Origin of the sequence: Litorivivens lipolytica (genome assembly GCF_014191715.1) — a bacterium.
Lineage (GTDB): Bacteria > Pseudomonadota > Gammaproteobacteria > Pseudomonadales > Spongiibacteraceae > Litorivivens > Litorivivens lipolytica.
This window is the reverse complement of the sequence record NZ_JACHWY010000003.1, coordinates 61,930-85,966: the sequence shown is the minus strand read 5'-3', so window position 1 is coordinate 85,966 and position 24,037 is coordinate 61,930. Positions and strand designations below refer to the sequence as shown.

At 56.6% G+C, this 24,037-nt stretch carries 24 protein-coding genes; 10 read left to right on the top strand and 14 right to left on the bottom strand.

Annotation, left to right across the window (positions count from 1 at the left end):
* Window positions 1-3 precede the first annotated feature (3 nt).
* Together FHR99_RS12565 and FHR99_RS12560 are read left to right on the top strand one after the other, a co-directional pair.
* A complete protein-coding gene (locus tag FHR99_RS12565) occupies window positions 4-1,014 on the top strand; it encodes a zinc-dependent alcohol dehydrogenase (RefSeq protein WP_183411055.1) in 1,011 nt (336 codons plus the stop codon).
* A gap of 19 nt (window positions 1,015-1,033) precedes the next feature.
* Window positions 1,034-1,903 carry an LLM class F420-dependent oxidoreductase gene (locus FHR99_RS12560; protein WP_183411054.1) on the top strand — a complete coding sequence of 290 codons (870 nt, stop codon included), beginning with the start codon at window positions 1,034-1,036 and terminating at the stop codon, window positions 1,901-1,903.
* A gap of 25 nt (window positions 1,904-1,928) precedes the next feature.
* Here the strand turns inward: FHR99_RS12560 and FHR99_RS12555 are convergent, their stop codons facing one another.
* The 6 genes from FHR99_RS12555 to FHR99_RS12530 all read right to left on the bottom strand — a co-directional run bounded on the left by FHR99_RS12555 (window position 1,929) and on the right by FHR99_RS12530 (window position 9,077).
* Window positions 1,929-3,320, bottom strand: coding sequence for a multicopper oxidase family protein (locus tag FHR99_RS12555; protein WP_183411053.1), 1,392 nt, complete (start codon window positions 3,318-3,320; stop codon window positions 1,929-1,931).
* On the bottom strand, window positions 3,317-4,405 hold the full coding sequence (locus tag FHR99_RS12550; RefSeq protein ID WP_183411052.1) for a DUF1513 domain-containing protein: 1,089 nt from the start codon (window positions 4,403-4,405) through the stop codon (window positions 3,317-3,319). Before FHR99_RS12550 ends, FHR99_RS12555 begins: the two co-directional genes overlap by 4 nt.
* Window positions 4,392-5,480, bottom strand: a complete 1,089-nt coding sequence (locus tag FHR99_RS12545) for an imelysin family protein (RefSeq protein WP_183411051.1) — start codon at window positions 5,478-5,480, stop codon at window positions 4,392-4,394. The genes FHR99_RS12550 and FHR99_RS12545 overlap by 14 nt, the downstream gene beginning before the upstream one ends.
* A 42-nt stretch (window positions 5,481-5,522) precedes the next feature.
* Window positions 5,523-6,779 (bottom strand): di-heme oxidoredictase family protein, encoded by a 1,257-nt coding sequence (locus FHR99_RS12540; RefSeq protein WP_183411050.1) that lies wholly within the window; start codon window positions 6,777-6,779, stop codon window positions 5,523-5,525.
* On the bottom strand, window positions 6,766-7,995 hold the full coding sequence (locus FHR99_RS12535; RefSeq protein WP_183411049.1) for an imelysin family protein: 1,230 nt from the start codon (window positions 7,993-7,995) through the stop codon (window positions 6,766-6,768). The genes FHR99_RS12540 and FHR99_RS12535 overlap by 14 nt, the downstream gene beginning before the upstream one ends.
* A 74-nt stretch (window positions 7,996-8,069) precedes the next feature.
* Window positions 8,070-9,077 carry a metal-dependent hydrolase gene (locus FHR99_RS12530; RefSeq protein WP_183411048.1) on the bottom strand — a complete coding sequence of 336 codons (1,008 nt, stop codon included), beginning with the start codon at window positions 9,075-9,077 and terminating at the stop codon, window positions 8,070-8,072.
* A gap of 117 nt (window positions 9,078-9,194) precedes the next feature.
* Here FHR99_RS12530 and FHR99_RS12525 point away from each other — a divergent pair, with 117 nt between their 5' ends.
* The 6 genes from FHR99_RS12525 to FHR99_RS12500 all read left to right on the top strand — a co-directional run bounded on the left by FHR99_RS12525 (window position 9,195) and on the right by FHR99_RS12500 (window position 14,962).
* Complete coding sequence (locus FHR99_RS12525) at window positions 9,195-10,982, top strand: acyl-CoA dehydrogenase (RefSeq protein ID WP_183411047.1); 1,788 nt, start codon at window positions 9,195-9,197, stop codon at window positions 10,980-10,982.
* Window positions 10,983-11,007: 25 nt separating this feature from the next.
* Window positions 11,008-11,466, top strand: a complete 459-nt coding sequence (locus tag FHR99_RS12520; RefSeq protein ID WP_183411046.1) for a MaoC family dehydratase — start codon at window positions 11,008-11,010, stop codon at window positions 11,464-11,466.
* 39 nt (window positions 11,467-11,505) lie between these two features.
* Window positions 11,506-12,423, top strand: a complete 918-nt coding sequence (locus tag FHR99_RS12515; protein WP_183411045.1) for an SDR family NAD(P)-dependent oxidoreductase — start codon at window positions 11,506-11,508, stop codon at window positions 12,421-12,423.
* A 132-nt stretch (window positions 12,424-12,555) separates the two neighbouring features.
* Window positions 12,556-13,737, top strand: a complete 1,182-nt coding sequence (locus FHR99_RS12510) for an acetyl-CoA C-acyltransferase (protein ID WP_183411044.1) — start codon at window positions 12,556-12,558, stop codon at window positions 13,735-13,737.
* A 21-nt stretch (window positions 13,738-13,758) separates the two neighbouring features.
* Window positions 13,759-14,667 (top strand): alpha/beta fold hydrolase, encoded by a 909-nt coding sequence (locus FHR99_RS12505; RefSeq protein ID WP_343067567.1) that lies wholly within the window; start codon window positions 13,759-13,761, stop codon window positions 14,665-14,667.
* 4 nt (window positions 14,668-14,671) lie between these two features.
* Window positions 14,672-14,962, top strand: a complete 291-nt coding sequence (locus FHR99_RS12500; protein ID WP_183411043.1) for a DUF6122 family protein — start codon at window positions 14,672-14,674, stop codon at window positions 14,960-14,962.
* Window positions 14,963-14,975: 13 nt separating this feature from the next.
* Here FHR99_RS12500 and FHR99_RS12495 read toward each other — a convergent pair whose 3' ends face one another.
* From FHR99_RS12495 to FHR99_RS12465, 6 genes are all read right to left on the bottom strand, one after another.
* Window positions 14,976-16,082: an aromatic ring-hydroxylating dioxygenase subunit alpha gene (locus FHR99_RS12495; protein WP_183411042.1), complete on the bottom strand. Its 1,107-nt coding sequence runs from the start codon at window positions 16,080-16,082 to the stop codon at window positions 14,976-14,978.
* A complete protein-coding gene (locus FHR99_RS12490; RefSeq protein ID WP_183411041.1) occupies window positions 16,075-17,817 on the bottom strand; it encodes an FAD-binding protein in 1,743 nt (580 codons plus the stop codon). The genes FHR99_RS12495 and FHR99_RS12490 overlap by 8 nt, the downstream gene beginning before the upstream one ends.
* Window positions 17,818-17,935: 118 nt before the next feature.
* Window positions 17,936-19,027: an EAL domain-containing protein gene (locus FHR99_RS12485; RefSeq protein WP_183411040.1), complete on the bottom strand. Its 1,092-nt coding sequence runs from the start codon at window positions 19,025-19,027 to the stop codon at window positions 17,936-17,938.
* Window positions 19,028-19,164: 137 nt separating this feature from the next.
* Window positions 19,165-19,992, bottom strand: coding sequence for a DUF4112 domain-containing protein (locus FHR99_RS16610; RefSeq protein WP_343067565.1), 828 nt, complete (start codon window positions 19,990-19,992; stop codon window positions 19,165-19,167).
* Window positions 19,989-20,150, bottom strand: a complete 162-nt coding sequence (locus FHR99_RS12470; protein WP_183411039.1) for a YqaE/Pmp3 family membrane protein — start codon at window positions 20,148-20,150, stop codon at window positions 19,989-19,991. The genes FHR99_RS16610 and FHR99_RS12470 overlap by 4 nt, the downstream gene beginning before the upstream one ends.
* A gap of 88 nt (window positions 20,151-20,238) precedes the next feature.
* Window positions 20,239-21,138, bottom strand: a complete 900-nt coding sequence (locus tag FHR99_RS12465; protein WP_183411038.1) for a LysR substrate-binding domain-containing protein — start codon at window positions 21,136-21,138, stop codon at window positions 20,239-20,241.
* 157 nt (window positions 21,139-21,295) lie between these two features.
* Between FHR99_RS12465 and FHR99_RS12460 the strand changes: the two genes are divergently transcribed.
* Window positions 21,296-21,835, top strand: a complete 540-nt coding sequence (locus tag FHR99_RS12460) for an NADPH-dependent FMN reductase (RefSeq protein WP_183411037.1) — start codon at window positions 21,296-21,298, stop codon at window positions 21,833-21,835.
* Here FHR99_RS12460 and FHR99_RS12455 read toward each other — a convergent pair.
* Complete coding sequence (locus FHR99_RS12455) at window positions 21,832-22,554, bottom strand: hypothetical protein (protein ID WP_183411036.1); 723 nt, start codon at window positions 22,552-22,554, stop codon at window positions 21,832-21,834. The two genes, FHR99_RS12460 and FHR99_RS12455, sit on opposite strands and share 4 nt — an antisense overlap.
* Before the next feature lie 195 nt (window positions 22,555-22,749).
* Here FHR99_RS12455 and FHR99_RS12450 point away from each other — a divergent pair, with 195 nt between their 5' ends.
* Window positions 22,750-23,232 carry a C40 family peptidase gene (locus FHR99_RS12450; RefSeq protein ID WP_343067564.1) on the top strand — a complete coding sequence of 161 codons (483 nt, stop codon included), beginning with the start codon at window positions 22,750-22,752 and terminating at the stop codon, window positions 23,230-23,232.
* Between the two features lie 16 nt (window positions 23,233-23,248).
* Here FHR99_RS12450 and FHR99_RS12445 read toward each other — a convergent pair whose 3' ends face one another.
* Complete coding sequence (locus tag FHR99_RS12445; RefSeq protein WP_183411034.1) at window positions 23,249-24,037, bottom strand: SDR family NAD(P)-dependent oxidoreductase; 789 nt, start codon at window positions 24,035-24,037, stop codon at window positions 23,249-23,251.

Below are 24,037 nucleotides of genomic sequence, written 5' to 3'. Positions count from 1 at the left end.
GCCATGAAAATGCCCCTGGTTAATGTACATGGCCCTGACGATGTTCGGATTGATCAGGTTGATATCCCTGAACCCGGTGACGACGACGTGCTGGTCAAGGTGTCACTGTGCGGCATCTGCGGTTCGGATCTTGGTTATATCCGAATGGGGGGCTTGGGAGGTACTCAACCCATGCCGCTCGGACACGAGCTGGTGGGGACGGTGGCCGCGCTGGGGGAAAATGTAGGTTCGCTGTCGGCGGGTGATCGGGTGGTTATCAATCCGATGGCGAACGCCAATGCCATTGGCAACGGCGGTCCTGAAGGCGGTTTTGCGCCATTTTTGCAGGTGCGCGGCGTAGCGCGAGATCCTCGCGCCCTGTTGAAAGTGCCCGATACCTTGCCTTCGGAGCACGCTGCTCTGGTCGAGCCGCTTTCGGTTGCGCTTCACGGCTGTCACAAAGGGCAGGCCAAACAAGGTGACAGAGTGGTTGTTTTTGGCGCAGGGCCGATCGGCTTAAGCGCCATCGTTGCCCTGCGTTACCTGGGTGTATCCGACATTGTTGCAGTCGATCTTTCGGAGTTCCGGCTGTCGATTGCCCGCCAACTGGGCGCGACCACGATTCAGGCGCAGACCGATCTGGCAGCGGCATTGATGGAACACCAAGGTCGTACTGATCTGATGGGAATGTCGGTCCCGAACACCGATCTCTATCTGGAAACCACTGGCGCCGGTCCGGTGTTCGAACAAATTACCTCACTGGCTAAAACCGGGGCGCGCGTTGTTGTGCTCGGTTTGCATAAGGCGCCGGTTTCCTTCGATCTCGTCAATCTGCTGATGCGTGAGCTGGTGGTCACGGGCTCGATGGCTTACGACAACGAGTTTTCAGACGTCATTTCGATGTTGAGTCGTGGTGACATCGACGTTTCTCCGTTGATCAGTCATTGCCTTCCTCTGTCGAAATTTACCGAGGCCTTGGCGCTGGCTGGAGATATCAGCACTGCCGCTAAAGTACTCATCGATTGCCAACAGTAAAGACTGTTGCGGAGGCTGTATGAAATTCTGGCAACCTATCACCTGGGCCGAGACCGATCAGTTAATTGAGATTGCCCGTTTTGCGGAAGAGGTCGGTTTTCACGGCGTGATGAGTGGCGACCACGCGCTTTACCCCGGCGTGATGGAGGCGGGTTATCCCTATTCAGACAGCGGTTACCCGCCCCAGACCGAAGACTCGGAATACCCGGATCAATGGGCCCTGTTTGGGGCTGTGGCTGCGGCCACCACAACACTGCGCTTTACCTGCGGCGTGTATGTCTTGCCACTGCGTAATCCCATCGAAGTCGCCAAGGCATGCGCCACGCTGGATATTCTCAGTGACGGCCGTTTTGTCCTGGGTGCGGGCGCAGGCTGGATGCGGGAAGAGTTTGATATTTACGGCATTGATTTTAAAACCCGCGGCAAGCGGCTGGATGAATGTCTCGAAGCACTGCGGGTATTGTGGAAGCCTGAACTTGTCGAGTATCACGGTGACTACATCGACTTCCCGCCCATCCGACTGGCACCAGCACCCAAGAATGACATTCCAATCTATATCGGGGGTGCTAACAAGTTGGCACTGCGGCGGGCTGCGCGTTATGGCGATGGTTGGATTGGCGCTGGCAATACGCCCGAGGAGGTTCCGCAAGTGCTTGCGGAGCTCAATCAATTGCGCAGCGACTACGGTCGAGCCGATCGCCCCTTTGATACCTTGATTGGTTTAATGGCTGAACCCGATCTTGCAATGTTTCAGCGGTTGGCCGAACACGGTATGAGCTCCGGGCTGAATATGCCCTTTGAATACGCGCTCGGTAAAGGCTCCAGTCTCGATGACAAAAAGCGAATGATGGAGCAGTTTGCCAATCGAATTATTCGCCCCTATTCATAAGCGCAATTCGCGCGTTCTGCGGGTGTCAGGAAATTCGAATATAGCCCATCAAGCCGGTTTTCATATGCTCAATCACATGGCAGTGATACATCCAGCCGCCGGGGTTGTCAGCGACAAACGCTATGGTGGCGCGTTCATTTTTTTCGAGCAGAATCGTGTCGGTAAAAAACGGCGTGATGTTTTTCTTGTCTGAACTTAACACTTTGAAGATCAGCCCGTGCAGGTGAATCGGGTGCCCGTGCGGCGTCGCGTTGTGCAACTCGAAGATATAACTCTTGCCCAGCTCAAGTTCCGCCAGTGGTTCGGGCAGGTTGGCGCTGTGCATGCCAGCCCAGGCGCGGCGGTTGATGGTCCAGAACTCGTGGTGGGTGTGACCGCTGGCTGACACCGGTGTCATGGCGCCGGCCCACTCAAATACAAAACGGTGAGTTTCGGCCTTGCTCACGTCGGGCTCGGAAACCGGGTTGGGTGGCAAGGTTGGGATGGCTGGCGGCGCCGTGCTTCGAATCGGCGCGGTGGTGCGCAAGCTGCAGACCTTTTGATAGAAGCGACCTTTAACATCGTAAATCGGAATTTCTACACCTGCGTCGGCAGGTGTGTGCAAGCCCAGGTCGAGGCGCATACCCACGCCCAGTTGATGAATATCGAGCGCTTTGTTCGGTACCGGCATGGCGTCGATCGCTATGATACTGGCGTTGTCTTGCCCGAGATGCTCGCCGAGGCTGATAGCGAACTGCCGACTGTTATCCATATTCAGTAAGCGCACGCGAACGGTTGCGTTGGCGGGCACTTCTATTTCTGGCAGCAATTCGCCGTTAACGGTCGCGACATTGCCAAGGGTGCCGGCGCGCGCAGCGTGGCGTGGTTCTGACAGAGTTTTGAAACTGCCGTCTTTGTTCAGGCGCCAGTCTTTAAAACCCACAATGACATCCGCGTCAAAGGCCGGTTTGTTTTTCTCTTCCACAATTAAGGCGCCCACCAAGCCTTTACCCAGTTGCTCGACACTGTGCATGTGGGGGTGGTACCAGAAGGTGCCGGCGTCGGGGCAGACAAATTCGTAGTCAAAGCTGGCGCCGGGTTTTACCGGTAACTGAGTGAGGTAAGGTACTCCGTCCATGGCGTTGTCGAGCCGGATGCCGTGCCAGTGGATGGTGGTTTCCTGGGACAATTTGTTGGTGAAATGAACGCGCAGCTTTTCGCCCTGGCGAGCGCGAATTACCGGCGCCGGAAATTCACCATTAAAGGCGAGTGCCGGACTGGTAGTATTCGGCAGAATAGACAGGGGCTTTTCTTCAGCGGTGAGAATGTAGTCGTAGTCCGGGCGTCGTGACAGGCTCAAACTGAGCTGCGGGCTCATCGCCAGAGTGGCCGCTGCGGCGGCCTGCAGTGAGTGCTGTAGAAAGCGGCGTCGCTTCATGTGCTCAATTCCATATGGTTGTCCCAGCGCAGATCGGCAACGCGGCCAGTCAAGCTGAGCCCTTGCTGATCTACGTGTACCAACTGGCCGCGACCGTTACTGGTTACAAAGGCATTGCGCTGCGGGTCGAAAGCGACGCCGGCGACATCATTCAAATGTTCGAGTTTTTCGAATTGGCCGTTGCGCCAGCGGCTGATGCAGTTGCCGCGGGGCGAGGTGGCAATAACCGTATCGCCAGCACTGGCAACGCTGGCGATATAGTGGTTGTGGCTTCGCCATACCGTGTCACTGGCGCTGAGTGGCTGCAGTGTGTCTTCGCCCCAATGACGAAATAACAGCGGCAGGGTTTGTGCCGTATCACCCTCAAACTGAGCGCCGACGGTCACCTCACCGGCGTTGTTTACATCCAGGTGGCGCAGACTTAATTGTGGGTGCGGCGGTTGATACTGGCCGAGCAATTGCCCCGTGCGACTATCGATATAACTCAGGTTCGGTTGCATGGAATCCAGATTCAATTTGTCGCGGTTTGATCCCGGTAGCGTCAGTATGCCGCCATTGGCGACAACCAGAGTTCGGCCATTCGGCATCGTGGCGATCTGATGCGGGCCGATTCCGCCGCTGGCGAATTCTCCGATACGCCGATAGTTATCGCGACAATCGTAGATACCGATCACACCCTGACCGCCATTAGCGAAATCATTTTCGCTGGTCAGCAAAATCTCACCTTGCTGAATCAAGGTGCCGTGGCCATAAAAATGTCGGCCGGCCGGGCTGGTGACACTCGCCTGAAGTTCACCGCTGTGAGCATCGAGCACCGTCAGCCAGGTACCCGGGCGGCGCGCAAAATAGAGCGCGCTATTGGTGTGCACATTCAGAAGGACATCGTGGCCGCGACCGGAGCTGGCTACTTTGAACTGCAATTCGCCCTCTGCCCAGCAGCACAGAAAATGACGATTATTACGATCGCTGGCCGCCGAATAAATCCGGCGCTTGCTGCCTGCGGCGACCGTGCCGGTCAGGCTCAGCGCAAGCCCGGCGAGGCAGCCGCCCAGAATCTGACGGCGGGAAAACTCAGTCGCCGTCATTGGCGTTAAAGCCCAGGGTAATGCCTAAAGTCGACGGGATTTCGCGTTTAAAGGCCGCCAGCAAATCAGTGAGTGTTGCGTAAAGCGTTTCTAAAGACTCGGCGTTTGCGGCTTTGGCATGGTTCTGTTCGAGGCTGCCTTCAAGGCTGGCGATGGCACTGATGGCGCGATCAAACTGGGTGGTCACAGTGTCGCTGAGTTCGGTGGCGCCGCGCGCTTGCAGCAGTTCGTTCAAACCGGCGCCATTTCCCGCGCTGTAAAGTAGTTGCAGGCTGTGCAGGTTGATCAGAATGGCTTCACGAGATTGCTGGCTGCGCCACCACTCCAGTAGAAAGGTGTTGGCTTGTCCGCCTTCAAGGCCAAGGGGGCGCTGCAGCTTGTCGCGCTTGATGCGCTCTAGGCCGTAGACAATGGTTTCGATCAAGGCGCCGATGGCTGCGTTTTCATCCGGGTAATCCAGATTGTCCGGGCCGGGTGACTGCCACGTGCCGAGGTAGTTTTTACCGCTCGGGTGCCAGCCTTCATGCAGGAAATCCGCAACCTGCTGCAGATTGCTGGCGGCGGCGTTCAGGTGGTCGCAATATCCTTGCCCGTCGGGGCCGATCAGTTTGGCTGCGGGTTTGTCGTAGAGCAGATATTCCATGGCCGAAAGGCCCTGAATGACCACGCTGGAATCCTGTAGGGCGGGCAGGGTGATGGCTTCGTCGCCGATGACGAACTGTTCGGTTTTGCGGGCAATCAGGTTTTTGCGGTCGGGCCAGAACTGTACTTTCCAAGCCTGGTTGTCGTCGGTAACCGGGCCAAACTGAATGCTTTGAATGCCTTCCCAGCCGTTCATGGCGGCTACCCAGCGATCGCGCAGGGCGGCGAGATCTTCCGCCGAACGTGAGTTTTGGGCGCAAAAGGCACTGGTGTTTTGCGACAGGCTCAGGGACTCCGCCAGAAACTTTTCATGTAAGGGCAGGATGGCTTCGCTGCCGGTGGCGTCGAGCAATTGCTGCTCCGGCGCCTTACCGCAGGCGGCGAGAAAACAGAAGGCCAGACTCAGGCTGACTCGGGAAAAAGTGTGTGTCATTGCGTTTTTGCCAGTCAATGGATTGCCCCTGAAAACGATTTGCTAGAGCGCGCGTAAGAATTCTATCAGCGCGGCGCGCTGCGTGCCGGTGAATTGCCTTACAGCATCCACACTCTGTTGGGCTTCGCCGCCATGCCAGAAAATGGCTTCCAATACAGTGCGGGCACGACCGTCGTGCAGATACGGGCCGTCACCCAGCGCCCACAGCGACGCCGTGCGCCACTCTCGGGCATCTGCGCTGGCAGGGTCAGACAGCGCTTCACCCATATCGTGCAACAGAAAATCACTGAAGGGGTAAATGGTCTGTTCGTTGAGTTGGGGCTCGGCGTGCTGCCCGGTTTGCCATGAGGGAGTATGACAGCTCCCGCAGCCGGCGATTTGAAATAGCGTCCAGCCTTCGCGGTGCTCATCACTTAGGCGAGCTGGAGGCACATTCAGTCGAGCGAGATAGCCCACCACTTGCTCCAGGCCCTCGTCGCTCAGTTCCGGATCGCCGCCGCTGATCGCTTCACAGCGCGCCGGGTTTTGCTCGCAGCCTGCGGTGTGAGAAAACAGGGTGTTCGTGATGCCCAAGTCTTCGGCAAAGGCTTTGGCCACCTGGTCGCGCAGCGTGGGCTGTTCACCCTTCCAGCCAAAGCGACCGGCGTAGCGACCACTGATGCCGTCGCGATTGCGATCGTCGGGATCGGCATTAGCCGCGAGCGCTTTCTGCGGTATCGCATCGATCAAGCCCATGCCGATCAGTCGCGGCGCCAACCTGGGAGACAGTCCCGGGTGTTCGGAAAGATAGTTCGGCTTTCTCAGCGCAATCGTTTCCCCGTCCGCTAGGCGGAGCGTCTGCTCTTTGTAGGACAGGCCCACCTGTCCCTCTGCGATAAAGCCCGGCAGCGCCCGCGTTTGTAGCTGTGCGCCAAACGGGCCGCCGGTATTCGCGAAACGAAACAGCAGACCGCCGCGCTCGGCAGTACTGGCACCCGGCAATAGCCCGCGCCCGGCGCGGGGGTGGCAGCTGCTGCAGCTATGGGCGTTAAACAGGGGGCCGAGGCCGTCGCGGTCGTGGGTGGTGCTAGGTGCTGTTACCCAAGGTTTGTTGAAGAAGGAGGCGCCGAGGCTGTATTGCAGGCGTTCCTCCGGAGTGAAAGTGGACGACACTTGATGGGGCGGCGCTGACGAGGTGAGTGCACCGCCGAGGGTATTGGCGGGCAAGTGTTGTTCGACCGACTGGCAGGCGCCCTGCAATAGCAGGGCGGTCAGAGCAAACAGGTGAAGCGTAACGAAAAGAGGCTTAGTGCGAGGCATCGCTGTTCTCTGAGCCCAGTCCCAGGGTGCGGGCCAGATCTTCCAGTGCGGTGGTCTGTGCAACCAGCGCGTCAATCGCGTTCATGACTAGTGCGCGACCCTCGCGGTTGCCTTCGGCAATCATCTGGTCAAATTTCATAGGTTTTATTTTGTGTTCGGCGGCCTTCACCAGAGCCTGAGTTTTTTCTACGCTGACATTCATGGCACGTCGCAGATGCTCGGTAGCTTCCGGTGCACGCTTGCGCGCAAAGTCTGCGAGCGAGGGGCCGCCGACGCTGTCGCCATTGATACGCTGATACTGTCCCGTAAACAGGTTCTGCATGCCGAGGGCGTTGTAATAGTGCGACCAGTGGGTGTTGTCGCTGAAGCAGTCGTGCTCGTCTTCGGTGGAATTGGCTTCCAGAGGCACTTTCATGCGCTCGCCAGCCAGTTCTCCCAGTGACAGGGAACCGATACTGAACACAATGCTGTTGGCCACTGCTTCCTCAGACATCGTGCTGTATTTCTTGTGTAGATCACCGCCGGCCTGCCAGCGAGCGACCATGGCCTCAAGATCGCTGACCAGCAAGGTGGTCACGGCCTTCAGGTACTGGCGGCGACGCTCGCAATGACCGTTGCTGCAGTTATCATCCACGACAAAGTCGGTATAGGGGCGCTCACCCGCACCGGCTTGGGTGCCGTTCAGATCCTGCCCCCAAAGCAAAAATTCGATGGCGTGGTAACCGGACGCCACATTGGCTTCACTACCGGCAAATTCGTGAAAAGACTGAATCAGTTCGGGGGAGATCTCTCTGGCGTCGATTTCCTGCCCGGCAAGCTGGATCGTGGGGTTGGCAATGATATTCAGCTGCGCGCCCAGGTTGCCCATTTCATGAAAGTAGTCGTCGCTGACGTAATCAATCAGCCCCTCGTCTAAAGGCCAGGCATTGAGTGCGCCTTCCCAGTCGTCAATTTCCGGGTTGGCAAAGCGGAAGGTTTCGCTCTGCTGGTAGGGCACGCGCGCCTTGCGCCAGGCATCGCGAGCGGCGCTCAGGGTCTTGGGCGAGGGCTGTGCCAGCAGGGCGTCGATGTGGCTTTGCAGATCCCGGGCGCTGATCAGGGAGTCTTCATAGACCGCTGACGCCAGCGTGATATAGGTGGTATTCAGGTTTTCGCCGCGCACCAGTGAGGCGCTGAATAAGAGAACAAGGGCGAAAAAGCGCAGGAATACAGGCATGGTCAGGCGGGCTCCCAGTGTGCAGGCGTGTCGAAATAGCGCGTCATTGTATTTTTAATGAGAATTATTCGCAATTACCGAGTCTGGCCCAGCAGGCGGCTCCAGAATTGCTCGCGGGCACTTTTATCGATTTGTCTCAATCGCACAAAGTCGACGCCGGACTGTGGCTTTGTCGGCGAGTAGGTAATTCCCCACAACGGGCGCGCACTGGCTGGATCAATGGCGTAGCGGAAGTCGCCTACAAAGACGTCATCGCTGTCAGCTGCGGGAGGGTAGCTGAACAACCAGCCCGCAGAAAAATGATCAAACCGCTCCAGATCGCGGCGCAGTCTGCTGCCGGCTGGCGCCTGTGTTTCCAGGCGCAAGGCCGTGACTCTGTCACCGGGGGTAATCGAGGGATCCTGACCGGGCACCAGCCGAATGGCGAGCGTCTGAAAATGGCTGCCGGTATCAATCAGGCCGCGCCATAAAATGATATTAGCGAAAGAGGGCTTGGCGACGATGCGTTCAACTTGCAGACCGCGGGAGTGAACCCATTGCTTGGTTGCCTCCAATGCCTGCTGATGCTGCCAGCCGGCGGCGCCCAGATACAGCGTGGCCCACAGCGCGCCGCCCCATAACCAGCTTCGCTGCTTGGTAAGCATTGCGATGGCCAGCAGTATGAGCAGGGGCAGGGTAAACAGCGGGTCGATAACACTGATCCAGTTAAAGGCCACCCGTTCGGTGCTGAAGGGTAGATAAAGCGAGGTTCCATAGGAGGTAAAGGAATCGAGCAGACCGTGTGAGAGGTAGCCGAGAAAGCAGCTTAGATAGAGTGCACCGAAGCCCATAGTGCGTTTCATCAGCGGCGACAGGGCGAGGCCAACGATTAGCCCGCCAACGGGCGCAAAGGCGATGGAATGAGTGAAGTGACGGTGGTAATCCAGTGCCAGCAGCGCATCGTCAGAGGAGCGGATCAATACGTCCAGATCGGGCGCCATGCCCGCCAACCAGCCCGCGATGACAGTCTGTTTCAATGGTGCCCGGCGGCTACCCGCCTGTGCCCAAAGACTGCCAAAAACTCCTTGTGAAACCGGATCCATAGCGCGTGTTACCAACGTGGAAAGTTAAAAAGTTCAGATTCAGGACATGTCATGTCATGGCCTGCGCGTGTACGCGTCGCCAGAATACCTGCAAATTCAGCAAGACACGAGATCGATATGGCTGCTCCAATTCTTTGTGAACGCGACCTGGAATTCATGCTCTACGAGCTGTTTGATGCCGAAGCTATGATCGCCCGCGAGCGCTACGCGGATCATAGTCGTGAAACCTTCAATGCGACCATTAATACCGCGCGTCAGATAGCCGAGAAGTATCTGGTGCCGATCCGGCAGAAGGTCGATACCGACCAGCCGACTTTTGATGGCAAAGAGGTTCACCTGATTCCTGAAATCAAGACAGCAGTGGATGCGGCAACAGAAGCCGGCTTTGTATCGGCAACTGCCGACTACGAGCTCGGTGGGATGCAGTTACCCCTAGTCGTAGCGGCAGTGGCCAACAGCTACCTGTCGGCGGCCGGCAGCACGACCACGGGCTACCTGTGGCTGACCTCGGCGAATTGCAACCTGATTGAAGCCCACGGCTCGGCGGAGCAGATTGAAAAATGGGTTAAACCCATGCGGGCCGGTCGCTTTGCGGGCACCATGGCCATGACCGAGCCCGGTGCGGGTTCGGGCTTGGCCGACCTGACAACCTCGGCAGTAAAAGCCGAAGACGGCAGCTACCGTGTTACCGGTTCCAAAATTTTTATTTCCGGTGGTGACCACTCCCTGAACGAAAATATCGTACATCTGGTGTTGGCGCGGGTAAAAGGAGCGCCCAAGGGTGTGAAGGGAATTTCCCTGTTTATTGTGCCCAAATTCCTGGTTAACGAAGACGGGTCGCTGGGCGATCGCAATGATGTCGCACTCTCTGGCCTGTTCCACAAAATGGGAGGTCGCGGTCAGACTTCCACCGCGCTCAGCTTCGGTGAAAAAGACGGCGCCGTCGGCTATCTGGTGGGCGAGGAAAACAAAGGCCTCGCTTACATGTTCCACATGATGAATGAAGCGCGGGTTATGGTGGGCACTGGCGCCGCGGCTACGGCGCTGACCGGCTATCAGTATTCCCTGCACTATGCCCGCGAGCGTCCTCAGGGTCGTGTGCCTTCGCAGAAAGATCCACTTTCACCGCCGGTGAATATCATTGAGCACGCGGATGTAAAACGGATGCTTCTTGCGCAAAAGGCCTACTCCGAAGGTGCATTTGCCTTGTGTTTGCTCGGTGCTCAACTGGCAGATGATGAGAAAACGGCTCCCACTGAAGAGGAACGCAAGGCGGCCCACCTGCTGCTGGACTTCCTCACTCCCATGATCAAAACCTGGCCCTCGGAATACGGCCCGGAAGCCAACGATCTGGCGATTCAGGTTTTGGGCGGTCACGGTTATATCAACGAGCACCCGGTGGAAATGTTCTACCGCGACAACCGCCTCAACCCGATTCACGAAGGGACCACCGGCATCCAGTCGCTGGACCTGTTGGCGCGTAAAGTGCCGATGAAAAATCTGGCAGGCTACAAGGCCTGTCTGGCGGAAATCCAGAAGACCATCGATGCGGCCCAAGGCGGCGAGCTTGCGGCCGAGGCCGAGCAGTTGAGTGCTGCGCTGGCGACCCTGCAGCGCACCACTGAAAGCCTGCTCGGTGCGATGATGGAGAAACCCATTGATCTGGCACTGGCGAATTCAGTGAAATACCTGGATCTGTTTGGTCACGTGGTCATTGCCTGGCTGTGGCTGAAGCAGGGCTTGATTGCGGCGGCCAAATTGGAGGCAGACGCGAACTTTTATCAGGGTAAACTGCAGGCTATGCGCTACTTCTTCCGCTATGAATTGCCGCTGATTGAGGTTTGGTCAAAAATTCTGACCGACCTCGACGGCACCTGTTATGAAATGCAAGACGCGTGGTTCTGATTCGATATTAATAAGGAGAGATACGATGCAAACCGTTAAGAAAGAAGACCTGCAATCGATGATTGGCAAAACCTCCGAGCCTTCGGAGTGGCTGGCAGTAACGCAGGATCGCGTTAACCAGTTTGCGGACTGCACGCTGGACCACCAGTTTATTCATATTGACCCCGAGCGCGCCGCGCAGACACCTTTCGGTGGTCCGATTGCTCACGGTTTTCTGAGCCTTTCACTGCTGTCACATTTTGCCGAGCAATACAGTTTTGTGATTGATGGCTTTCAGATGGGCATTAACTACGGTTTTGACAAGGTTCGCTTTCTGGCGCCGGTACGAGTTGGCAAGCGAGTGCGTGCCGCCGCCAAAGTTATGTCGATTGATGAGACCCGTCCCGGACAGTTTCGCTTGAAGTCTGAAGTTACTGTGGAAATCGAAGGTGAAGACAAGCCCGCCTTGATTGCCGAGTGGCTGACGGTTCAGATTGTCGCGTAGTTTTTCAGACATCCAAAAAGTTCAGTTAAGGAGAAAATCATGTCAGTACGTTTTGATGGCAAAGTCGCCATTGTAACCGGTGCCGGTAACGGTCTGGGTAAATCTCACGCGCTGGAACTGGCCGCGCGCGGTGCTAAAGTGGTGGTCAACGATCTGGGCGGTGCCCGCGACGGTAGCGGTGCTTCGTCGGATGCGGCGAAGGCGGTTGTTGCGGAGATAGAGTCCAAGGGTGGTGAAGCCTTTGCTCACGGCGCCAACGTTGCCGTTATGGCAGAAGTCGAAGACATGGTTAAGCAGGCCATGGATAAGTGGGGTCGCGTTGATATTCTGATCAACAACGCCGGTATTTTGCGTGACAAGTCCTTCTCAAAAATGGAACTGGCGGACTTCCAATTGGTGATGGATGTTCACCTGATGGGTTCTGTGAACTGCACCAAGGCTGTTTGGGAAATCATGAAGCAGCAAGAGTACGGCCGCATCGTGATGACCACCTCTTCCAGTGGCCTGTACGGCAACTTCGGTCAAACCAACTACGGTGCTGCCAAAATGGCGGTGGTGGGCTTTATGAATACCCTTGGTCTGGAAGGTGCTAAATACAATGTGCGCTGCAACGCGCTGGCGCCGACCGCGGCGACCCGGATGACTGAAGATTTGTTGCCACAGGAAGTGCTGGATATGCTGGTTCCGGAAGCGGTAACCGCCGGTGCGCTGACACTGGTAACTGAAGAGGCTCCAAACCGCATGATTCTCGCGGCCGGCGGCGGTGGCTACGCCAGCGCGCGTGTCTTTGAAACCGACGGTGTGTATCTGGCGCCCGCGGATCAGACGCCGGAAGGTGTGCTGGCCAACTGGGATGCCATTAACGACACCAGCCGCCAGGCCACCATTGAAGCCGGTATGAAGCAAAGCGAAAAGTTTTTGCTCAAGGCTCAGGCTTATCTTGAATCCCAGAAGTAATTAATCACAGGCCCCTCTCTTTGGGAGAGGGGCGGAATGGAAGTGCCCCCAACAGCAGTACTGCCTTTTATTCCGTCCTTTTCCCAAGGGGAGGGGCACGCCTACACAATTCAATCGATTTAGGAAGGGAACATGAAAGACGCTGTTATCGTATCCGCCGCCCGTACTCCCATTGGCAAAGCCTACCGAGGGGCTTTCAATAATCTTGAAGCGCCCTCGCTGTCATCGTTTGCAATGAAGGCCGCGGTTGAGCGCGCCGGTATTGATCCGGCTGAAATTGATGACTGTATTATCGGCGCCGCCCTGCAGCAGGGTACGCAGGGCATGAACCTGGCCCGCCACGTAGCCATGGCTTCAGGTTTGCCAACCAGCGTTTCCGGTATGACGATTGATCGTCAGTGCTCTTCGGGCCTGATGAGCATCGCGACCGGTGCCAAGCAAATTGTGATGGACGGCGCGCCAATGCTGGTTGCAGGTGGTTGTGAATCCATCTCCTTGGTGCAGAACGAGCACATGAATGCTCATCGCATGGTTGACCCCTTGTCGATCGGCAATGCGCCGCACATTTACATGGCGATGCTGGACACTGCTGAGGTCGTCGCTAATCGCTATAACGTCTCCCGTGAGGCGCAGGACGAGTACGCTCTGCAAAGCCAGCAACGCACCGCCGCTGCTCAGGAAGCGGGCAAGTTTGACGATGAAATCGTGCCAGTGACTGCCAACAAACTGGTGATGAATAAAGAAACCGGTGAGACCAGTGAAGAGCAAGTGACTCTGAGCAAGGATGAAGGCAACCGCCCGTCGACCACGCTGGAAAGCCTGCAGGGTCTGAACCCGGTGCGCGAAGGTGGCTCTATTACTGCCGGTAACGCCAGTCAGCTGTCTGATGGTGCGGCCGCCGTAGTGATGATGGACGGCAAGCTGGCCGAGCAACGCAATGTTGAGCCGCTGGGCATTTATCGCGGTATGGCGGTTGCGGGTTGCGAGCCCGACGAAATGGGTATCGGGCCGATCTACGCGATACCCAAACTGCTGGCGCGCACCGGCCTGAAAATGGATGATATCGGCCTGTGGGAACTGAACGAAGCCTTCGCAGTGCAGGTTGTTTACTGTCGCGACAAACTGGGCATTCCCAACGAAAACCTGAACGTAAATGGTGGTGCTATTTCCATCGGCCACCCCTATGGCATGAGTGGCGCTCGTATGGTGATGCACGCCTTGATCGAAGGTAAGCGTCGCGGCGTGAAGTATGTCGTAGTCACCATGTGTGTTGGTGGTGGCATGGGCGCAGCCGGTCTGTTTGAAGTTGTCTGACCGGTAAGTTAAGGAGCGGTTGTGAGCAAAAAATCCGAAGAACGCCTGATCGATGCCGGTGGTGTCGAACTCAATGTGCAGGAATTTGGTGATGCTTCACAGCCTGCCCTCTTACTGATCATGGGGCTGGGCATGCAGATGATTTCCTGGCCGGAAATCTTCTGCAAACGCCTGGCTGCCGAGGGTTATCGCGTTATCCGCTTCGACAATCGCGATGCGGGTTTGTCGCAGAAATTCGACGGTAAGCGCGCCCCCGGTCCGATCAAGTTGTTGGCCGCGAGCAAGCTTCGCCTGCCGGTGAAAGTGCCCTATCGATTGCACGATATGGCTGCCGATGTGGTCAACCTGTTGGAGGCTCTGGACATCGATGCTGCGCATATTGTCGGCGCCTCGATGGGTGGCATGATCGCCCAATTGGTAGCCGCGCTGTATCCAGAACGCGTCAGCAGTCTGACCTCGATTATGTCTTCCAGCGGCAATCCCAAATTGCCGCAGCCTCGGCCAGTGATTCTGGCCACGCTGATGACACCAGCGGCTGACAATGAAGAAAGTTATCTGAAAAATGCGATAAAGACCTGGGCGCTGATTGGTAGTCCGGCTTATCCGCCTGAAGACAATGAGCTGCGTGAGCGCTTGCGCTTTGCCTATCGTCGCAGCTACTGCCCCGGCGGCACGGCGCGGCAACTGGCGGCCATAGCTGATTGCGGCAGTCGAGCACGAGAGCTGCAAACCATTATCGCGCCAACGTTGGTTATCCACGGCAAAGACGATCCGTTAGTGCCGGTGGAAGCGGGTATCGACACTGCCGAGCTGATTCCCGGTGCCCGCCTCGAACTGATCGAGGGTATGGGGCATGATTTGCCCCAGCCCCTGTGGTCGCGTTTCGTTGAGCTGATCAGCGATCACGCTCGCAGCGCGATCGCCAACTGAGTCGGTGTTTCATCTCTTTCTACACGCGGCAGTTCCCCTGTTGGTGGCGCTGCTGTTTTTTCGTAAGCGTTGGAAACACGCCTTACTGATCATGTTGGCCACCATGCTGGTAGATGTGGATCACCTGCTGGCAAACCCTATCTACGACCCTGAGCGCTGCAGTATCGGTTTTCATCCGCTGCACAAATCCGGCTTTATCCTGCTCTATTTCGCGCTCTGCTTCTTTCCCAAAACCCGCCTGGTGGGGCTGGGCTTGAGTATTCATATGGCTCTGGATTGGCTCGACTGCGGCTAATGGATTTCCGTGCCTAGCTTGCGTCTGGTGTTTCGCTATGTCTTACGCTGCTGATGGTGCGCTCAGGCTCGTCCCAGGCTTCCTCAGCGCGCGGGCGATAGAAACGGTCATACCATTTTCGGAGTTTGTTGATTGGACCGTCGCCATCGCAAAGAATCGGGTCATTGCGATATTTTTTGGTTTCCCAGACTTCGACATCTGAGCCGAACGCCGCGATGGCAGATAGCGGGTATTGATCAACAAAATCTTGCGGAAGCGGGTCGTCGGTTAGGCTGGCGACGATGACGCCTGAGGTGAGCTCAACTTCGTCGTCGTTGATCGGCGTGTGGTAATTCAGCCACCAGCTTGCATAAGACAGTTCAGGACTTTTTGAGGTGGTGTAGTAGTACATAACGCTGGGGCCGTGATAGGTGGCAACGCCCCAGCTTTCAGCGTCGACCCCGCGTTCCCGTCTGGCAGCATTGATATCGAAATCAATGCCGCGGGGCTGAATCATATCCAGTTCCAAATCGGATTGTATGCGCGATTCCTGACTGACCGAATAAGGAGTGAAGCGGTTGTCGAACTGCAGGGGGTAGCCGCCGTGTACCGAAGGGAAATGGCCGGCATCAACGATATTTTCGATAATTTCTCTGCCGTGCGATTTGATGATCGTGCGATTAAAGCGCCAGTCACCCCAGCCGGGCAAGTTCCACTCCGGGATGTCTGGGAGCTCCCAATTGGGTGCGCCCCCCTCGCTGTCATACCACAGCGCGATAAAGCCGTTTTTTTCAGTCACGGACCAGCTTTTAAGCGCATTTTTCGCTCGCTCGGGAATTTTGTTGGCGTAGGGGATGGCGGTGCAGGAACCGCTGCAATCAAATTGCCAGCCGTGAAACGGGCAGCGAATAGTATCGCCAACGACCCGACTGCCGGTACCACCCAGATGAGCGCCGAGGTGTGGGCAATAGGCGTCAAGAATGACCACTTGCCCGTTTTTACCGCGAAATAGAACGAGCTCTTCGTTGAAATAGTGCAGTGCTTTTATTTGTTCCGGGCCGAGCTCCTGACTTAGCGCGACAATGTGCCAGCCGCGAGCAAACCGTCCGTTCTCCTCAAAGGCGTAACGTCTTTCAGGCATGAGTACTCTCCCTCTCTGGTGCATTTGCGGTGTGACGACGGGCTGCGTGCCGAGCGGCTAGATAGGCAAAGGTCATAGCCGGGCCAATGGTGGAGCCGGCGCCGGGGTAGCTATCCCCCATTACCGCACCGGAGCAGTTGCCGGTTGCGTAGAGTCCGGGGATTGGCGAGCCTTTAACATCCATAACCTGTGCATGTTCGTTGGTTTTCAGGCCGCCTTTGGTGCCTAGATCGCCGGGATAAACTTTCAATGCGTAAAATGGTGGCTCTGCAATGGGGGCTAAACTCGGGTTCGGCTGTACTGACTGATCGCCATAGTAGCGATCGATAGCGCTCGCTCCGCGCTGGAAGTCCGGGTCTTCACCGCGGAGCGCATAGTCATTGTGTCGCACAATGCTTTCACTAAATACCTGGGCCGGTACGCCAATCTGTTCAGCAAGCTGATCCAGTGTCACAGCCTTGCTCAGGAAGCCGGACTCAAACCATTCTGGAGGCAAGCGGCTATCTTTCTGAATTTTTCCGGGCGGTATGGGCCCCATCATGTACTCGCGGCGGGCTCTCGCATCGAACACCATGTGGCATGGGACTGAATCATTGCCCTTGCTGTGGTTGTCCCAAAGCATCTTTATCACGTCTTCGTAAGGCGCCGCCTCGTTACAGAAGCGTTTGCCGCGACTGTCGATAAATATAGAACCGGGCATGGCCTTGCCCGAGATTAAGGCGAGAACGGAACCGTCGGGGAACTTCACCGAGGGCGTCCACCACGCACACTGCATAAAGGCCAAATCGGCGCCGACTGCCTGCCCCAGTCTGACGGCGTCTCCGACATTCCCGGGAGCGTCGCTGCTGAAGGTTTCTCCCGTGGGCAGCTGCCCGAATTGCTGGCGCAAGGCGACATTCTGTCCCATGCCGCCACTGGCGAATAAGACGCCGTGCCGCGCTCGCAGTGCTTGCTGTTTGCCGTCGCGAACAACAGACACTCCGACCACGCGCCCCTCTTCAGTGAGCAATTGCTGCACTTCGGTATTCAACCAAAGAGGCACGCGCCAGCTGAGCAACGCGCGCCGAAGTCGAACCACCAGGGCTCGGCCGAGTGTTTGTCGATTGTCGGGTAGCCCTTTGAGGCGGCTAGGAATATCCAGGTAGTAGCGCAGGATATTCCGCAGCATCAGCATCTTGCCTTTGAATGTCATATCCATGACTTCTCGGCTTTCTTTGACCGTTATCGCGAAGCGCATGACACCGCTTTTGAGGAAATCGGGGAATCGTTGTTCTGCGGCATGTTTGCCGATTCGACGGCGACTGATCGGTTCCGGCTCCATAGAGCGGCCGCCGGGCTTTGCACCCGGAACCGTGGGGTAGTAATCCGAATACTTGAGCGCGGCGTCGAATCTTAGATCAGCGTGTTGATCAAAAAAATCGAGCATCTCAACACCGCCGCTGATATACGCGCGCAGTTTTTCCTCAGGAACATCTGGACCCACGACGTGCTTAAGATAGTCGAGTGCCTCGGCTTCGCTATCATTGATGCCGCCGGCCTTCATTGAAGCGTTGTTGGGTATCCAGATGACGCCGCCAGACAGGGCAGTCGTGCCCCCGAACTGATCCGTTTTTTCGAGTACTAGCGCTTTAAGGCCGAGTGCGGCTGCAGCAACGCCGCCACTCATGCCGCCGGCACCACTGCCGATGACAATAAAGTCGTATTCGTCGTGCCACTTGGGAGTTGTTGTCGCCATGCCGCTCGTTCCCAACCCATGTGATTCTGAGCATAGCAAGGCGCAGGTGAATCGATATTACCGCTATGTCATACAAGGTAGATCAGCGCGCTGTACGCGCCCTGTTTGAGGGTTGACTTTACGAGGTGGGAATGGGCTCAGGTCTGCCGAAGAAATAGCCCTGAAAATAATCAATGCCCATCTCGCGGCAGGATTCGGCGACTTCGGCGGTCTCGATACCTTCAGCCAGTGTAGGAATCCCCATTTCCTGAACCAGATTGTTGAGGGAGGCCAGCAGTCGGTATTTAGGGGTGTCGGGGGCAATGCCGGCCACCAGGCCGATATCGAATTTGAGAATATCCGGTGGTACTTCTGCCAGCTCTAGCAGGCGCGCCTGACCAGCACCGAAATCGTCGTAGGCGAGCCGAATGTTCATCTCCCGCAACGCCACCTTCATGTCCGCCATCATTTTCAGGTCGGTCACCGCACCTTCGTGCACTTCAAATACGAGATTCAGCGAGGCGTGCTTTTTCGACAGGCGAGACAGTCCTTCCAGCAGGCGGTCGGGCTCGTGATTTTCTTTTGGGTGTGAGTTGAAGAACAGCGGAGCGGTGATGCCGGCGGCTTCCGCTTGCTCGAAACTGCGTTCACGAAGCAGTTCGCTCAGTTCAACTTCCATGTCCAGCGATTTGGCGAGGTTGAACATTTCATAGGGGCTGGAGCCGAGGGTTGGGTGGGTGCCTCGACCGAGCAGCTCGTAACCGTAAAATTCGCCGTTATTGCGGGTAATAATCTGGCGGAAGCCACAGACAAGGCGCTTGCTGAGCAGTTCGCCAAATTCGCGAGCCTGAGTCGGGAAGTTGGTCGGTAGCGTGCTGCTGCCCACCATGGTCTGGTCGCCAAAAAATTCACTGGCGGATGTGGTTTTTTCGCTGGTGCGAACCAGAAATTCCTGTTGTGCGAAGTGCAGCACATCGCCGTTGGAAATGATGGTCGGAGCGGAAATGCGCTCGCGATTGACGAAGGTGCCGTTCGTGCTGCCGAGATCGGTCAGAATCACATCTTCGTCATTGAGCGTGAGTTCGGCGTGAATGCGTGACGCCTGAGAGTCTGTAAGAACGATAGTACATTCGGGCAGACGGCCCACGCGTGCCGGAAAATCAGTCACGTCGATACGCCGCGGAGTCCGGTTCTCGCCTTCAAAGTGTTCAAGATAAACGCTTACAGCCACAACGCCACCGGTGCCTGTGAAGAAATAGGCTTTTCATCGTTATTGTTAAGCAGTGCAGACGTGATCATGCCTGCTCCCTAGCTATCCTTAAGTAACAATAGCAAATCCTGTGCGGCTTGGCAGCGTCTTTGTGTTTGTCAGGCTGGCCGGGTGTTTGGTGCTTCGGCTTGGGTCGACCACCAGATGCAATACAGCAGGAATACCTGGATCACCAAGCGTATCGAGAGGAAGGCTTCCGATACATCGGGAAAATCCTGTGGATTGAGCCACATGTGCACGTTAACCGGTGTTACCACCAGCGTCAGCACGAACAGACCAATACCGGCCGCACGCCGCAGGGGCGGATACAGCAGCGCCAGTGCGCCTATCAGCTCAAACACGCCGCTGATATACACCGCCGGGTAATGCCAGGGCAGGTAGTCCGGCATGATATTGGCAAAGAAATCCGGGCTGAAAAAGTGCCCGAGCCCACCGGCGAAGAACCAGAGAAAAACAAACAGCAGGGCGGCGGTGCGCAGCTTGGATTGGGGCAGAATGGGCATAACGGGCGTCCTTGAATTTTGCCGGCAGCTTACCGGCTCTGGCTCAAGGCTGCCAGCTTCGGCACTACTCTCCGGGTGAGGGGATGCGTGTAGCCAGTCCTCTAACAGCGCAAGGTTTCTCAAATTGCGGTGCAAGGCGACATCGGCGAGATCGCCAATGACCGGGATGCTGCCGAGGGCAAAATCCAGCGCAATATTCGACAGCATTCTAGCCTGTAGCGAGGTAGGTGCCTGAAGTTTGCGCGCCTGCCATACCAGCGTTAGTGATAGCAGGGCGCTCAGCAGATCGCCCACCACGGGTATCAAACCCAGCAGAGGGTCCAGGCCAATACGCCAGCGCGTGAAGGGTACCTGCCACGCGCCGTCCAGCAGCACGGCGAGCTGGCGGACGCCGCGCAGCGGGTCTTGCTTGGATGCCGTCATTTTTTGGCGATGATATAAACCGCGTGGATGATGCCGGGCAGATAGCCGAGCAGTGTCAGCAGTATGTTGAGCCAAAAGTGCTTGCCAAGGCCTACTTGCAGAAAAACGCCGAGGGGCGGCAGTAGTACGGAAAATAAGATACGTATGAAGTCAGCCATGTAATGTCCTCTTGAGTTATTTGCGCCGGTAAATCATCGGCAATTTCATCGCGTTTGCACAGGTAAAAAAGTGGGCACAGTCCGCATTTCATCGGTAGATCGCGCAGGCCTCCACCAGATAGTCTGCCAGCGCTGACACGGCTGGCATCAGTCCGCGACGGGAGGGCAGCAGCAGGGAGACTTCTGCATCACCGGCTGTCCAGTCCGGTAGCAGGCGTATCAGCTCGCCACGCTCTACTTCCGGCCGACACAGATAGGCGGGCAGGGCAACAATACCGTGCCCGTCTATCGCGGCCCGTTTCAGGGTTTCGATATCGTCGCTGCAGAGTCGAGGCTGGAAGGGGATGCTGGCTTTCACACCTTGAGTGTTGCGTAACTGCCATTGCCCGCTGGCTGGCTTCCAGCCCAGCTTCAAGCCGCTGTGTTCATGCAGTGACTGGGGTGACTCGGGGCTGCCGAATTCCTGCAGGTAACGGTAACCGGCATACAGGTGCCAGGGTGCTGGCATCAGCTGACGCTGAATCAAATTAGAGTCCGGCAAGGGGCCGGTGTGGGCCCGAATCGCCAGATCAATGCCGGATTCCAGCAGATCCACATGCTGGTTGGTCACCTGCTCGATGAGTGAGACCTTGGGGTGCAGTTTGAGAAAATCGAGGAACATATCCTGTAACACCCACTGGGCCATGGCTACCGAGCAGGAAACTCTCACCGGTCCGGCTAAGGTGGTGGTCTGACGATTAACCGTCGCTTCGGCTGCTTCCATCTCATCCACCATCGCGCGGGCGTGACGGAAAAAGGTTTGCCCCACGTCGGTGATGGCAAAGCGACGGGAGGTGCGCTGCAGCAAGCGCGCGCCAAGGCGCTCTTCCAGTTGTTGGATATGACGGCTGAGACGGGATTTCGGGATGTCCAGAGCCCGTGCAGCCGGCGCGAAGCCCCGGTGTTCCACCACGTACACAAAATAGAAGTAGTCGTTGAGATCAATCATGCCCTTATCTTTATCGTTCTATTTATAGAACGCAAGTTGCTGCTTATGGTTATTTTCAGGCTTATCGTTCTGCTGATAAATTCTCCTCATGGTTTTGAATGCAACCCGAGCCCGCATCATTCAGAAAGGCAGGCTCTTCGATACGAGGAGAACAGACATGAAAATACTTGCCATTCCCGCCAGTAACAGCCGCAAATCCATCAACCGACAGCTGCTGACCTACGCTGCGACCCTGCTTGATGGGCACGCGGTTGAACTGCTGGATATCAACGATTTTCCTTTGCCGATTTATGGCGAGGATCTGGAGGCAGAACAGGGTATTCCAAAAGCGGCTCACGACTTTCTCGCCAAAATCGCGGAGTTTGATGCGCTGCTGATTTCCTTCGCGGAGCACAACGGCGGTTACGCCGTGGCCTATAAGAATCTGTTTGACTGGGCGACGCGCATCAATCGCGATGTCTACCAAAACAAGCCCGTGGTCATGCTGGCGACCTCTCCGGGCCCCGGCGGCGCGAGCAGTGTGCTGGGCAGCGCAGTGAACTCTGCGCACTTTTTTAGCGGTGAGGTGCTGGCTTCACTGTCCGTGCCGAATTTTTACGACAATTTCGATACGGACGCGGGGCGTTTGCATGAGGGTGAGTTGAACGACCAGCTGCGAGACACGCTGGCCTATCTCGATGAATTGGCTGTGGTTTAGAACATGACCCACTTTAGCTGCAGCTGGGGGACGGATTCGGTGACGCCGTCCAGACCGAACTTATTGTGCCAGTAGCTGTATTCAACGCCTGCAAAGAGCCGGCCGCGCGATATGTTGAGCCATTGCCCGACATCCAGCAGCAGGCGCGGCACAACGAGCTGATGACTGACTCGGCCCGGGCCCTCGCCGCCGGCCAGATCGGCAAAACCTTCCGCGAGCCAATAAGCACCGAAGCCGCTGAATGTTGCTTTCCACACCAGCGTGAACTGGAAGGTATTGCCCTTCAAGGTAGGGTCGTCGCGCTGATAGAGGTGGGTGTTGAAAACTTGAAACCCGGGTAGTTTCAGGTCTACCCCAAAACCGTACAGACGGCGCGGTGTAAGCCCTTCCGGTTTCTCGATATTGAGCGCCAGCAGAACGTTTTTGATGTACTTGCTGTTGTTCCAGTCAAATCCCGGTAGCGATAGTCTGGGTGAGAGCTCGGAGTAAAAACCCGAATCACCCCCTCTGACTTTGCTGCTGTCGATAAAGAAGAACAGATCGCCAACACGGTTGGCCTGAAAATACTCACCGGTAAAAATATGCTTGTCGTCATCCCCGGGTTCAAAGCCCTCACCGTACAGTGCCTGAACGTTGGCGCTGTGAAAGCGGATGAATGACTCGTTTGCGAAGAGAGGAGAGCAACCAAAAAAAATCAGCGATATCAAAAGTAAGCGCACGCGCAATGGCTCTTCTTGAATGAAAACCACACCTTAGGATCATCGACGCCTTGGTTATAGCCGTGAATGTACCTAAGGGGAGGCTTTTGGTATCGCGGGCCTCGAAAGATTTGTAAGGGAAATCCGCCATTGCATCTCTTTAGCGTTCGGGTAAAAGTCGGGAATTGTTCAGTTTTGTACGATCTGGAGGGGCCGGTGACACTGTGGCCTTTGCGCAGCACACTTTTCGTTTTGGTGCTTTTATTGGCAGCTTGCGGTTCAACGCCGCCGCAGGTCGCCTATGAGCGCGAGCCGGTTGGACCATCGGATGTTAGCGAAGTTGAATTGGCGCTCTATCAGCAACATCGGGAATGGCGCGGCACCGAGTACCTGCACGGGGGCTTGAGCAAAGCGGGAGTGGATTGCTCTGGCTTTGTTTATCTTACCTATCGCGATCGTCTGGGTGTAACGCTACCGCGAACGACCCAATTTCAATCCCGGGTCGGGCAGCAGATATCGGTCGCCCAGTTGCAGCCCGGCGATTTGGTGTTCTTTAAAACCGGGGGCAAAACCCGGCATGTGGGTATCTACGTTGCCGACAATCGCTTCCTGCACGCTTCCAAGTCGCGCGGCGTGATCTTGTCTGATTTGGCAAATCCCTACTGGCGAGAGGTTTTCTGGCACGCCCGGCGGATCTAACCGCGTCAGGTGACTATCAGAGTGCGGCTTCCGGGTCGCCGAGCTTTGCCAATACCTTTAACAATCGATGACGACTTAGCAGGCGGGGCAATTGCATCATCATGCGGTTGCTGCGCCCGGTTACCACAATGGCGTGGCGCCGCTTTTTCAGCGCAACTAGGGCTTCCTTTACCACCGCTTCAGGGCTTTGTACTAAGCTGGCTGGCAGGTTGTCACCATTGGCTTCGCCGCGTGTGGCCTGCTCAATAAATTCGGTGCGGGTGATGCCGGGGCAAAGGCCCATCACATACACACCCCGGTGGCGTTGTTCTTCCCACAAACACTCAGAAAAGGCGGCGAGAAAAGCCTTGCTGGCGCTGTACATGGGCTGGGCCGGAGTGGGCAGAAACGAGACGATTGATGCTACGTTGATCAGGGTGTCACCGGCTTCGGCCTGCTGCAAAAAGCGGTGGGCCAGGGTGACGGTGGCACCACAATTCAGGTTGAGCAGGTTCTGTTGAGTGCTCAGTTCCGATTCATGAAAGGGCTCCAGAATACTGGCGCCGGCATTGTTGATCAGTAGGTTAATGTGTTGCTGGTCGAAGCGCGATAGCAGACTCTGAAGATCCGTCGGGTTTGCCAGATCAGCCACCTGCATTTGATGCCCGGCTTCGTGCTGTGGCAGGGAATCCAGTAAAGCTTGTAGTCGCTCCACGCGCCGGGCAACGGCGATCACCTGATAACCCTGCTCGGCCAGTGCGACCGCAAAGGCGCGTCCGATACCCGAGCTGGCGCCGGTGACCAGCGCCGTTTTTGTCGCACTCAT

What these genes read in the sequence shown, in the direction of transcription:
- FHR99_RS12470 (WP_183411039.1), bottom strand. Translation starts at nt 20,150, where the DNA reads ATGGCTGACTTCATACGTATCTTATTTTCCGTACTACTGCCGCCCCTC.
- FHR99_RS12460 (WP_183411037.1), top strand. Translation starts at nt 21,296, where the DNA reads ATGAAAATACTTGCCATTCCCGCCAGTAACAGCCGCAAATCCATCAAC.
- FHR99_RS16610 (WP_343067565.1), bottom strand. Translation starts at nt 19,992, where the DNA reads ATGACGGCATCCAAGCAAGACCCGCTGCGCGGCGTCCGCCAGCTCGCC.
- FHR99_RS12555 (WP_183411053.1), bottom strand. Translation starts at nt 3,320, where the DNA reads ATGAAGCGACGCCGCTTTCTACAGCACTCACTGCAGGCCGCCGCAGCG.
- FHR99_RS12510 (WP_183411044.1), top strand. Translation starts at nt 12,556, where the DNA reads ATGAAAGACGCTGTTATCGTATCCGCCGCCCGTACTCCCATTGGCAAA.
- FHR99_RS12550 (WP_183411052.1), bottom strand. Translation starts at nt 4,405, where the DNA reads ATGACGGCGACTGAGTTTTCCCGCCGTCAGATTCTGGGCGGCTGCCTC.
- FHR99_RS12545 (WP_183411051.1), bottom strand. Translation starts at nt 5,480, where the DNA reads ATGACACACACTTTTTCCCGAGTCAGCCTGAGTCTGGCCTTCTGTTTT.
- FHR99_RS12490 (WP_183411041.1), bottom strand. Translation starts at nt 17,817, where the DNA reads ATGGCGACAACAACTCCCAAGTGGCACGACGAATACGACTTTATTGTC.
- FHR99_RS12535 (WP_183411049.1), bottom strand. Translation starts at nt 7,995, where the DNA reads ATGCCTGTATTCCTGCGCTTTTTCGCCCTTGTTCTCTTATTCAGCGCC.
- FHR99_RS12495 (WP_183411042.1), bottom strand. Translation starts at nt 16,082, where the DNA reads ATGCCTGAAAGACGTTACGCCTTTGAGGAGAACGGACGGTTTGCTCGC.
- FHR99_RS12565 (WP_183411055.1), top strand. Translation starts at nt 4, where the DNA reads ATGAAAATGCCCCTGGTTAATGTACATGGCCCTGACGATGTTCGGATT.
- FHR99_RS12530 (WP_183411048.1), bottom strand. Translation starts at nt 9,077, where the DNA reads ATGGATCCGGTTTCACAAGGAGTTTTTGGCAGTCTTTGGGCACAGGCG.
- FHR99_RS12540 (WP_183411050.1), bottom strand. Translation starts at nt 6,779, where the DNA reads ATGCCTCGCACTAAGCCTCTTTTCGTTACGCTTCACCTGTTTGCTCTG.
- FHR99_RS12465 (WP_183411038.1), bottom strand. Translation starts at nt 21,138, where the DNA reads ATGATTGATCTCAACGACTACTTCTATTTTGTGTACGTGGTGGAACAC.
- FHR99_RS12520 (WP_183411046.1), top strand. Translation starts at nt 11,008, where the DNA reads ATGCAAACCGTTAAGAAAGAAGACCTGCAATCGATGATTGGCAAAACC.
- FHR99_RS12515 (WP_183411045.1), top strand. Translation starts at nt 11,506, where the DNA reads ATGTCAGTACGTTTTGATGGCAAAGTCGCCATTGTAACCGGTGCCGGT.
- FHR99_RS12445 (WP_183411034.1), bottom strand. Translation starts at nt 24,037, where the DNA reads ATGAGTGCGACAAAAACGGCGCTGGTCACCGGCGCCAGCTCGGGTATC.
- FHR99_RS12560 (WP_183411054.1), top strand. Translation starts at nt 1,034, where the DNA reads ATGAAATTCTGGCAACCTATCACCTGGGCCGAGACCGATCAGTTAATT.
- FHR99_RS12525 (WP_183411047.1), top strand. Translation starts at nt 9,195, where the DNA reads ATGGCTGCTCCAATTCTTTGTGAACGCGACCTGGAATTCATGCTCTAC.